Annotated in this window: 11 protein-coding genes; 7 read left to right on the top strand and 4 right to left on the bottom strand. The window is 70.7% G+C overall.

What is annotated here, in order from left to right:
- Positions 1-36: 36 nt before the first annotated feature.
- Positions 37-462 (bottom strand): VOC family protein, encoded by a 426-nt coding sequence (locus tag ACWGST_RS12750; RefSeq protein WP_452047039.1) that lies wholly within the window; start codon positions 460-462, stop codon positions 37-39.
- Positions 463-646: 184 nt separating this feature from the next.
- Between ACWGST_RS12750 and ACWGST_RS12745 the strand changes: the two genes are divergently transcribed.
- Genes ACWGST_RS12745 through ACWGST_RS12735 form a run of 3 tightly spaced genes read left to right on the top strand, consistent with a single transcriptional unit; the run spans position 647 to position 2,035 of the window.
- Positions 647-1,063, top strand: a complete 417-nt coding sequence (locus ACWGST_RS12745; RefSeq protein WP_452047037.1) for an ArsR/SmtB family transcription factor — start codon at positions 647-649, stop codon at positions 1,061-1,063.
- A 13-nt stretch (positions 1,064-1,076) separates the two neighbouring features.
- Positions 1,077-1,550 (top strand): SRPBCC family protein, encoded by a 474-nt coding sequence (locus ACWGST_RS12740; protein WP_452047036.1) that lies wholly within the window; start codon positions 1,077-1,079, stop codon positions 1,548-1,550.
- 44 nt (positions 1,551-1,594) lie between these two features.
- Positions 1,595-2,035, top strand: coding sequence for a VOC family protein (locus ACWGST_RS12735; RefSeq protein ID WP_452047035.1), 441 nt, complete (start codon positions 1,595-1,597; stop codon positions 2,033-2,035).
- Between the two features lie 137 nt (positions 2,036-2,172).
- On the opposite strand, the gene ACWGST_RS12730 is transcribed toward ACWGST_RS12735, so the two are convergent.
- Positions 2,173-2,856 carry a GyrI-like domain-containing protein gene (locus tag ACWGST_RS12730; RefSeq protein ID WP_452047034.1) on the bottom strand — a complete coding sequence of 228 codons (684 nt, stop codon included), beginning with the start codon at positions 2,854-2,856 and terminating at the stop codon, positions 2,173-2,175.
- A gap of 41 nt (positions 2,857-2,897) precedes the next feature.
- Here ACWGST_RS12730 and ACWGST_RS12725 point away from each other — a divergent pair, with 41 nt between their 5' ends.
- Positions 2,898-3,887: an aldo/keto reductase gene (locus ACWGST_RS12725; protein ID WP_452047033.1), complete on the top strand. Its 990-nt coding sequence runs from the start codon at positions 2,898-2,900 to the stop codon at positions 3,885-3,887.
- 11 nt (positions 3,888-3,898) lie between these two features.
- On the top strand, positions 3,899-4,633 hold the full coding sequence (locus ACWGST_RS12720; protein WP_452047032.1) for a DUF1353 domain-containing protein: 735 nt from the start codon (positions 3,899-3,901) through the stop codon (positions 4,631-4,633).
- Between the two features lie 17 nt (positions 4,634-4,650).
- Here the strand turns inward: ACWGST_RS12720 and ACWGST_RS12715 are convergent, their stop codons facing one another.
- Entirely contained in the window at positions 4,651-6,834 is a 2,184-nt protein-coding gene (locus ACWGST_RS12715; RefSeq protein ID WP_452047031.1) for a hypothetical protein, read from the bottom strand.
- A 331-nt stretch (positions 6,835-7,165) separates the two neighbouring features.
- On the opposite strand from ACWGST_RS12715, the gene ACWGST_RS12710 reads away from it, so the two are divergent.
- Positions 7,166-7,834 carry an LGFP repeat-containing protein gene (locus ACWGST_RS12710; RefSeq protein ID WP_452047030.1) on the top strand — a complete coding sequence of 223 codons (669 nt, stop codon included), beginning with the start codon at positions 7,166-7,168 and terminating at the stop codon, positions 7,832-7,834.
- Here ACWGST_RS12710 and ACWGST_RS12705 read toward each other — a convergent pair.
- Complete coding sequence (locus tag ACWGST_RS12705) at positions 7,809-7,931, bottom strand: hypothetical protein (RefSeq protein ID WP_452047029.1); 123 nt, start codon at positions 7,929-7,931, stop codon at positions 7,809-7,811. The genes ACWGST_RS12710 and ACWGST_RS12705 overlap by 26 nt on opposite strands.
- Here ACWGST_RS12705 and ACWGST_RS12700 point away from each other — a divergent pair.
- Complete coding sequence (locus ACWGST_RS12700; RefSeq protein ID WP_452047028.1) at positions 7,921-8,118, top strand: response regulator transcription factor; 198 nt, start codon at positions 7,921-7,923, stop codon at positions 8,116-8,118. The two genes, ACWGST_RS12705 and ACWGST_RS12700, sit on opposite strands and share 11 nt — an antisense overlap.
- Positions 8,119-8,144: the final 26 nt, after the last annotated feature.

Genomic DNA, 8,144 nt, shown 5'->3' with positions numbered 1-8,144 from the left:
TCGTGGGGCGGGCGCCGCGGCATCCGCTCGCTGCAGTCAGGTCTGGTCCGCCGCGATGTTCACGAGCCAGGTGACGCCGAAGCGGTCGGTGCACATGCCGAACGCATCGCCCCAGGGCGCCACCTCGAGCGGCACGATCTGAGCGCCGCTCGCGAGGAGCTTCTCCCAGTAGCCGCGGAGCGTGGCGTCGTCGTCGAAACCGCCTGACAGCGAGACCGAGATCGGGCCGCCGGTGCCGGGGTCGCCCATCGCGCTCGGGGTGTCGGCGCCCATCAGCACGACGCCGCCGGCGCCCTCGAGCTGCGCGTGCATGATCTTGTCGGCGTCGGCCGGGTCGTCGGCCTGCCCGAACTCGGCGAAGGTGCTCGAGGTGAGTTCGCCGCCGAACACCGAGTGGTAGAAGTCCATCGCCTCCTTCGCGTTCCCGGGGAAGTTGAGGTACGGGTTGAGCGTGACCATGATGCTTCCTTTCGTTCTCGGTTGACCTGTCGGTGCCGATCCTCGTCGCTCGCGCGGTCCGCGGCAAGCCCCACAGCTCACGGGCCAGCGGCCGACGTGCACACGGTTGTTGACAGCGTCATCCGATCGTCGTACTCTTAATCAACCACAAGATTGATCAATGAATGGGTTGAGAAAGGAGCAGGTGATGATCTTCGATCCGAGTGCCGACGATCGCCTCGACCGTGCCTTCATGGCGTTGGCCGATCCGGTGCGCCGCAGCATCATCGCCCGCCTGAGCCGAGGGCCGGCCACGGTCAACGAGCTCGCCGAACCGTTCGCGATCAGCAAGCAGGCCGTCTCGAAGCACATCCAGGTGCTCGAGCACGCGGGGCTCGTCACGAGGACCCGTGATGCGCAACGCCGACCCGTGCACCTCGACGCGGCCCAGCTCGAAGCCCTCACCGCGTGGATCGACCGCTACCGGCTGATCCACGAGCAGCAGTTCCGCAGCCTGGACGCGCTGCTCGCCGAAGACCGCGGCCCCCGCGCCGCCGACACCGCCGGCTCGTCCGGCGAAACCGGCACCGACGCCGAAACCGGCACCGCTGCCGACCACACCTGAGAGAAGAACGAAAATGACGAACCCCGTCACCATCACCGCCCCCGAAGGCCTGCCCTTCATCGAGATCGAGCGAGAGTTCGACGCCCCCGTCGCCGCCGTCTTCAACGCGCACCGCGACCCCGAGCTCGTCAAGCGCTGGCTCGGGCCGAACGGCTACGAGATGCGCGTCGAGCGGTGGGACTTCGTGCCCCAGGGCGGCTATCGCTACCTGCACGTCGACCCGTCGGGCGAGGAGTATGCGTTCAACGGCACCTTCCACTCGGTGCGAGAGAACGAGTTCGCCGTGCAGACCTTCGAGTTCGAGGGCTTCCCCGACGTCGTGGCCGTCGAGTCGATGGCCTTCGAAGACCTCGGCGACGGCCGTACCCGCGTGCGCATCCACTCCACCTACCCGAGCGTCGAGGCCCGAGACGGCATGGTGCAGAGCAACATGGAGCAGGGCCTCACCGAGGGCTACGCGCGGCTCGACGGCGTGCTCGCCGCCTGAACGACGACGCCGGCCGAAACGAACCCCGAAGATCGGAGCATCTCATGGACTGGACCCTCGAAGTCGTCATCGTGCCGGTGAGCGACCTCGACCGATCGATCGCGTTCTACCGCGACCAGGTCGGATTCGACCTCGATCACGACACGCGCAACGGCGACATGCACATCGCGCAGCTCACCCCCCGCGGCTCGGGCTGCTCGATCGTCGTCGGTTCGCTGCCGTCGCAGAACGAGATGGCGCCCGGATCGCTGCACGGCCTGCAGCTCGTCGTCGCCGATGCCGAGGCGGCCCGCGCCGAACTGCTCGGGCGCGGCGTCGAGGCGAGCGAGATCACCGTCTTCGACGAACGCGACGGCGGCACCTTCTTCGGCTTCGCCGACCCCGACGGCAACACCTGGGCCGTGCAGCAGATCACGGCCCGAGCCGCGAAACCGCTCATTCCGCCGGGCGCCCGTCAGCGCTTCGGCGCCGAACAGGAGGTCTGAGCCGCCGAGCCGGTGGCGGCGAGCGCCGTCGAACCGAGCGAATGGATGCCGCGGGGCCCGCCGTCGAACGAGGGCCAGCCCCGCGGCATCCGCATGCCTGAACGCGCTCGCGATCAGGGCCCGCACCGTCGTGCGGGTCAGGCCGGCGCAACCGGCTGTCTGAGGATGGTCTTGAGCTTCTCGGGCGCGGTGCGACGCGGATCGCCGAGGTACACCTCATGGTGCCGCCCGTTGAAGCGCAGCCCGTGTTCGGGCATGAACTCGTCGTGCAGCCGCGCGAGGGTCGGGCCCTCGTCGTCGTACGAGCCGAGGTGCAGGGTCTGCACCGAGCGCCCCTCGGCGAGCCGCTCGAAGCGCACGAGGCCCGCGGCCGGCGCCTTCGTCGCCGCCTTCGAGACCGCCTCGGCGATGAGCCCCGCGGTGAGCCAATCGGGCTGCCAGATCATCATGGTCCACGACCAGGCCGACTTCTCGCGCGTGACGAAGGTCGCCGGGTCGTCCGCGCTCCAGAGCCCCTCGAGCGGCCCGACGACGTAGTCGCGATCGAGCTCGCGCTTGCTCTGGAACTTCGCCGCGAACGACACGGCGTAGAGCGCCTCGACGGCCGCGATGTACTCGGGTGCGCTGTTCGGGTCGCCGTGCCCGTCGACCATGCAGTACGCGAGCTCGGGCACGTCGATGAGCTCGAACCGCCCGTGCGGTGCGGAGTAGCAGGGGAGTTCGCGCTTCACGTCGTACTTGCCGGCCATGCCGCCAGCTTCGTGCATGCCGCCGACATCGGCCGCCGACATCGGCGACGGGTGCGACATCCGCGCGCGCATGACACGATCGGAGTCCCGCCCTCGACCAGCACTGGAGCATCATGCAGACTCGCACCCTCGGCCGCACCGATCGCTCGGTCTCGGTCATCGGCCTCGGCACGTGGCAGCTCGGCGCCGACTGGGGCGAGGTCTCCGAGGGCGACGCGTTCGCCGTGCTCGATGCCGCGCACGAGGGCGGCGTCACCTTCTTCGACACCGCCGACGTCTACGGCGACGGCCGGAGCGAATCGCTCATCGGCGCCTGGCTTCGCGCGAATCCCGAGTCGGGCGTCACGGTCGCCACCAAGATGGGTCGCCGGTTGCCGCAGGAGCACGCGAACTACTCGCTCGCGAACTTCCGGGAGTGGACCGACCGATCGCGGGCGAACCTCGGCGTCGACACCCTCGACCTCGTGCAGCTGCACTGCCCGCCGTCGTCGGTGTACGGCGACGACGAGGTGTTCGACGCGCTCGACGCACTCGTCGCCGAGGGTGCGATCGCCGCGTACGGCGTCAGCGTCGAGCGGGTCGACGAGGCGCTCACCGCGATCGCACGGCCGCACGTGGCCTCCGTGCAGATCATTCTCAACGCGTTCCGGCTGAAGCCGCTCGACGAGGTGCTTCCCGCCGCCGTCGCAGCGGGAGTCGGCATCATCGCGCGGGTGCCGCTCGCGAGCGGACTGCTCTCTGGCCGGTACACGAGCGAGACGTTCTTCGCCGCGAACGACCACCGCAGCTTCAACCGGCACGGCGAGTCCTTCGACGTCGGCGAGACCTTCTCGGGTGTCGACTTCGAGTCGGGTGTGCGCGCGGCATCCGAGTTCGCGGTGCTCGCCCGCGAGGCGGCGCCGACGGCCTCGCCCGCGCAGGTCGCCCTCGCCTGGGTCGTGGCGCAACCCGGGGTGACCTCGGTGATCCCGGGTGCCCGTTCGCCGCAGCAGGCCCGGGCGAACGCCGAGGCCGGCGCGCTGCGGCTGCCGCCGTCGTTCGGCGGCGCGGTGCGCGATCTCTACGATCGCGAGATCAGGGCCGCCGTGCACGAGCGCTGGTAGGGGAGACCGCGATGCCGTTCCTGACCGACGACGACCGCCCCCTCGACGAGTTGCTGCTCGCGCAGCGACCTGCCGACGGGAGCCGCTTCCAGGTGCGCGCACCGTTCGCCTACCTCGATCCGGTCGGCGGGCGGCGCTACGACGTGCCGGTTCAGGATGCCGCCGGCTCGCGCTCCTCCGAGGGCGCCGACTCCGATCTCGCGTCGGTGCCGGCTCCGCTCTGGGGCCTCATCGCGAGCTACGGTCGCCAGTCGGCGCCGGCGCTGCTGCACGATCACCGGTCCGCTGTCGCTGCGGGGCTCGGCGACCGGCGCGCGGCGCTTCGTCGGCGCCGCGTCGACGACCGGGTGTTCCGCACCGCGCTCCGCGAGCAGGGTGTGCCGCTCCTCCGCGCCGCGGTGATGTGGGCGTGGGTCTCCGCGGATCGCGAGCGCCAGTTCGGCGGAGTCGCCGGCGTGGTCTTCGTCGTGCAGGCGGTGTTCGGCGGGGTCCTCGTTGCCGGGGCGTCCGTCGCCGCGTTCTGGAACCCGCTGTGGCTCGTGCTGCTGCCCGCCGTCGCGCTCGCCGGTCTCGTCTGGGGGCGTCTCGCTTCGCCGCAACTCGTGCTCGCGTTCTCGCTCGGGTGGCTCGGGCCGCTCGTGCTCGTGCAACTCGCGGCGCTCGTGCCGTTCCGTCTCGTCGAGGCTCTCGTCGAGCTCGTCTCGGGCGGCGACCCCGCCGGAGTGTTCCGGCCGACGCTGCGCTGACGTTCGTCGCCGGAGCCCTACTCGGCCGACTTCGGCCACTTGTGGAACCACTTCGCCCACAGCCGGGCACGCCAGCCCTGCGGTCGCAGCAGCTTGCGCCGGGCCGCGAGGTCGTTCGTGAACTCGTCGGTGCGCACGGCATCGCGCAGTCGCATCGGCACGGGCGTCGCCGCGATCGCCGCGGCGTTGCCCGCGGCGTCGTCGGTGCGGGCCGGCACGATGACCGGCACCGGCGAGTAGAGCGGTTCGAGGAAGACGAACACCCCGACGATCGCGAGCAGCACGCCGCTCACGATCAGCCATTCGAGCGGCGGCGCGATCCACGTGAAGATGCCGAGCCACACGCTCACGACGGCACCGCCGACGTAGAACGCGCGGGGGATCGAGCCCAGCACGAGCCACGCGTGCGGCTCGACCGGGCAACGGTCCCACTCGCGCGAGCGACGGGTGATCGTCGAGAGACGCTGGTTCAGCCAGATCAGCACGGCGAGCGTCAGGGCCGAGGCGATGAGCCAGCCCCACGGGTACTTGTTCGCCGGGTCGGTCACGATCGACGCCGAGGCGATCGCGGCGGGCACCGACTCCGCGACATCCTGACCGCCCGGGAACATGCCGATCATGAACCCGACCGCACCGGCGACCCAGCTCGCGACCGTCGTGAAGGCGTCGTAGACGCGGGGCAGCCCCGGCAGGATCGCGGCGATCACGACGGCGGCGAGCATGTTGACGCCGAGCGACTTCTTGTCGATGACCGACAACCGGTTCTCGACGTCGGCGACGGCTTTCGGCGCGGGCGGGAAGTTCGGGCCGAGCAGCAGCCGGGCCGTGGGCTCGACGACCTGGATGGTGTTCTCGAAGTAGACCGAGTGGTCGAGGAACGGCTGGCTCGTGTTGTGCACGGCGTGCTCTTCGGGCCCCATCGCGGTCGACTCGCCGCGGACGTAGGCGTTGCGCCACCGCTCGCGGCGGCCGCGCTTGGTGTCGGCGATGGGGCCCGCCGAGAACGGATCCCAGATCGCCCAGTGGTTCGCCCATTTCACGCCGCGACCCTCGCCGGCCGTGTCGTTGCGGTCGATCCACTTCGCGACGGGCCGGTACTCGTCGGGCCGACCGAGCCAGCGGTCGCGCCCGAGCAGCACCACCGCGGCGCCCACCGTGGTCAACCGGCTCACGTTGTAGTCGCTCGGCGTCAACTCCTCGAAGAGGGCGAACGTCGCGACCGCCGCGCCCTGCGAGTGGGCGAACAGGTGCACGTCGCCGTCGTCGCCGACGAGCTCCTTGGCGCGCTCGAGCGCGTCGCGCACGACGAGTCGCATGGCCGAGGCGCGCACGGGGCGCTCCTTCCACGCGGCGACGTCGCCGATCGACTCGACGATGCCGTCGATCGCACCCTGCGCCACGTTCTTGAACCACGGGATGAGCAGCAACGGGCTGATCAGCGGCAGGATCGGGGTCAGCACGGCGGCGAGCAGCACGAGGAACAACCAGGTGACCGCGAACGCGATCGTGCATACGACGAGCCGCACCGAATCGATCACGAGGTCGACGTACCGGGGCAGTTCGCGGGGTGCGCCGGGCGCCTTCCTCCAGTGCCGCACGAGCGTGAAGCACGGCACGAGCACCATGGTGCCGACGAAGAGGTCGAGCACTCGGAGGATCGCCCGCCACATGAAGACGACGGCCCACTGGAAGATCTGCCCGCGGTTCATCGGCACGAACGATTCCGACCAGCGCGCCTCGAGGATGGCGATCTTCTGCACCACGTCGTCGTCTTCGTCGGCTGGTGCATGCGCCGCCTGCGCCTTTGGACCGGGCGAGCGCACGGTCGCCGTGACCATCGGCAGATCGCCCGCGAGGTCGGACTCTCGGATCTCGACGCCGTGGCGCTCGTCGGCGCCGATCACGCGGTCGCGCGTGAGCCAGTCCATGCGTGCGAGCAGCGGCTCGGCCCACTCGAGCAGGATCTGGCTGCGGTACGCGTTGCCCATGCCGTGCACGACCACGAGGACGCGGTCGTAGGTGCCGGTGTCGGATGCCGCGGGGCGGTGTCGCTGCGCATCGTCGGTGTTGTCCGCGGCGCCGGTCTCGGGCGCGGTCTCCGGCCCGGTTTCGGGGCCGGTCCCGTCTGCGCCGGTCGAGTCTGCGCCGGTCGAGTCTGCGCCGGTCGAGTCGGGGCCGGTTGAGCTGGGTGCGATCCGCATGGGTTCTCCTCGGGCGAGTGCGGGGCGAGTGCGTCTGAGCGAACGCTAGCGGCTCGACCGCCCCCGTGTCGCCTGTGCTGGCTTCGACCCGAAGATCAGGGATAGCCCTGATCCGCGGCACCCGTCGTCGTTCGTAGGGTTGGAACCGATCGTCGCACCGCGAACCGCAGGGGGAACTGTCATCGTGGACCGCGACGGTCGGATAGCCGGTCAGCACCGAGTCACGAGCACGAGGTGCAGGCCGGCTTCCCCCGTTTTCGGGCGCCGATGTCGGTCGGTGCCGGTACCGTGCAGCAGACAGCCGTCAGGTTGCAGAGAGAAGGGCAGTGCGATGACCGAGCGGATGACGCATCTCACGCGACCGCGCCAGGCCACGCCTGCACGATTCGAGCGGCGTTCCGCCCACGTCGACCGTGCGCTCAGCTGGAGCGACTTCCGCGCCGCCGTGCGCCACGACGCCGACCACCAGTTGCTGCTCGCCGTGCCCGCCATCAGCGCGAAGCACGCCGAACACCGGTGGCTCGGCGCCGCCGTCGGGCCGCACATGCGCATCGGCGACGGCGAGATGTACCGTCGCGAGTTCGAGCGCGGCACCGTGTACTGGTCGGCCCGCACCGCGGCGCACGAGGTGCACGGCCTGATCGCCGAGCACTGGCACGGCGTCGGCGGCGAGACCTCGTTCCTCGGATTTCCGACGACCGACGAACAACCCCTCGCTGAGTCGGAGCACGGTGGTCGCATCACCGGCGGCTTCGCGCACTTCGAGGGCGGCTCGATCTACTGGAGCCCCGCGCACGGCCCCGCGATCGTCTACGGCATGGTGCGCGACATCTGGGCGCTGCTCGGCTGGGAGCGCTCGGCCCTCGGCCTGCCCGTGCGCGACGTCGACCTCGTGCCGGGCACGGGGGTGCTCCGCGGCGTCTTCGAGCACGGCACGGTGGAGTGGTCGTCGTCGACGGGGCCCGTGGTCGTGCTCACGCCTGCGGGCGAGCGGGCGTAGCCGGCTCCTGCGGGCGGGTGCGCGCGGCGGGTTCGGCGAGGTCGAGCCGCCGCACCGCGAGCACGACGGGCGCCCAGCGCGAGGTCTTGACGGTCATCGCCCGAGGCCGTTCCAACGCCGAGATCGCCGAAGCCCTCTACGTCGGCGCGGCGACCGTGAAGACCCACGTCGCACGGATGCTCGCCAAGCTCGGCGTGCGCGACCGCATCCAGGCCATCGTGCTCGCGTACGAGACCGGGTTCGTCCAGCCCGGTGACGCGCCGCGTGACAGACTCGACGGGTGACCCCGACCCTGCCTGAGCTCGCGCCG

The sequence above is a fragment of the Agromyces sp. NPDC055520 genome, from assembly GCF_053619715.1.
The sequence above is the reverse complement of the archived record's forward strand: the minus strand, read 5'-3'. Positions and strand labels throughout refer to the sequence as shown.

Excerpts from the sequence above, each read along its gene's own strand:
- ACWGST_RS12745 (WP_452047037.1), top strand. The coding sequence starts at position 647 with ATGATCTTCGATCCGAGTGCCGACGATCGCCTCGACCGTGCCTTCATG.
- ACWGST_RS12740 (WP_452047036.1), top strand. The coding sequence starts at position 1,077 with ATGACGAACCCCGTCACCATCACCGCCCCCGAAGGCCTGCCCTTCATC.
- ACWGST_RS12735 (WP_452047035.1), top strand. The coding sequence starts at position 1,595 with ATGGACTGGACCCTCGAAGTCGTCATCGTGCCGGTGAGCGACCTCGAC.
- ACWGST_RS12730 (WP_452047034.1), bottom strand. The coding sequence starts at position 2,856 with ATGCGCGCGCGGATGTCGCACCCGTCGCCGATGTCGGCGGCCGATGTC.
- ACWGST_RS12725 (WP_452047033.1), top strand. The coding sequence starts at position 2,898 with ATGCAGACTCGCACCCTCGGCCGCACCGATCGCTCGGTCTCGGTCATC.
- ACWGST_RS12720 (WP_452047032.1), top strand. The coding sequence starts at position 3,899 with ATGCCGTTCCTGACCGACGACGACCGCCCCCTCGACGAGTTGCTGCTC.
- ACWGST_RS12715 (WP_452047031.1), bottom strand. The coding sequence starts at position 6,834 with ATGCGGATCGCACCCAGCTCAACCGGCCCCGACTCGACCGGCGCAGAC.
- ACWGST_RS12710 (WP_452047030.1), top strand. The coding sequence starts at position 7,166 with ATGACCGAGCGGATGACGCATCTCACGCGACCGCGCCAGGCCACGCCT.
- ACWGST_RS12705 (WP_452047029.1), bottom strand. The coding sequence starts at position 7,931 with ATGACCGTCAAGACCTCGCGCTGGGCGCCCGTCGTGCTCGCGGTGCGG.